This is a genomic window from Oleiphilus sp. HI0066, from assembly GCF_001635725.1.
Genome location: NZ_LWFH01001137.1, coordinates 1 through 670 on the forward strand (window position 1 = coordinate 1; position 670 = coordinate 670).

1 protein-coding gene is annotated in these 670 nt (G+C 44.5%); it reads right to left on the minus strand.

Annotation, left to right across the window (positions count from 1 at the left end):
- A partial coding sequence (locus tag A3738_RS15010; RefSeq protein ID WP_156504283.1) for an iron-containing alcohol dehydrogenase occupies positions 1-670 on the minus strand: 670 nt, incomplete at both ends.

Here is a 670-nt window from a genome sequence, read left to right on the forward strand (position 1 = left end):
TAAGACGATCGAATTGGCGAGACCGTGAGGCGTTGAGTATAGAGCGCCAAAGTTATGCGCAATAGCGTGTACATAACCAACACCTGCTTTTGTAAATGCTAGTCCTGCATAATATGACGCCATGGCCATATTTTGGCGTGCCTCAAAGTTTTTTCCGTCATGTACTGCTGTTTCTAAATTTTCCATGATGAGTTTGGTCGCTGCTAATGCGTAACCACGTGTCTCATCCGTAGCATTAGTGGAAATGAACGACTCGATTGCATGAGTTAAAGCATCCATACCTGTTGCCGCAGTGACAGCAGGCGGAAGGCCAAGCATTAATTTACCGTCTAATGCCGCCATGGCTGGTACAAGCTTTGGATCAACGATTGGCGATTTTTGATGTGTATCTGGATCTGAAACGACCGAAACAATTGTGACTTCAGAACCTGTGCCTGCGGTTGTTGGCACAACGAATAACGGTAAAGGTGCTTTTCGGATTTTAAATAGCCCAGCCATTTTTTCGAGAGACTTATCGTTTGTAGCTCTTGCAGCAATGGCTTTACTTGCATCAATAGGTGAGCCTCCACCAACAGCTAAAATCCCTTCGCATTTGTTTTTCTTGAGAATACTCAAGCCTTTTTCGACTTGATCATAAGTAGGGTCTGGAAGAATGCCGTCGTAAATAGTG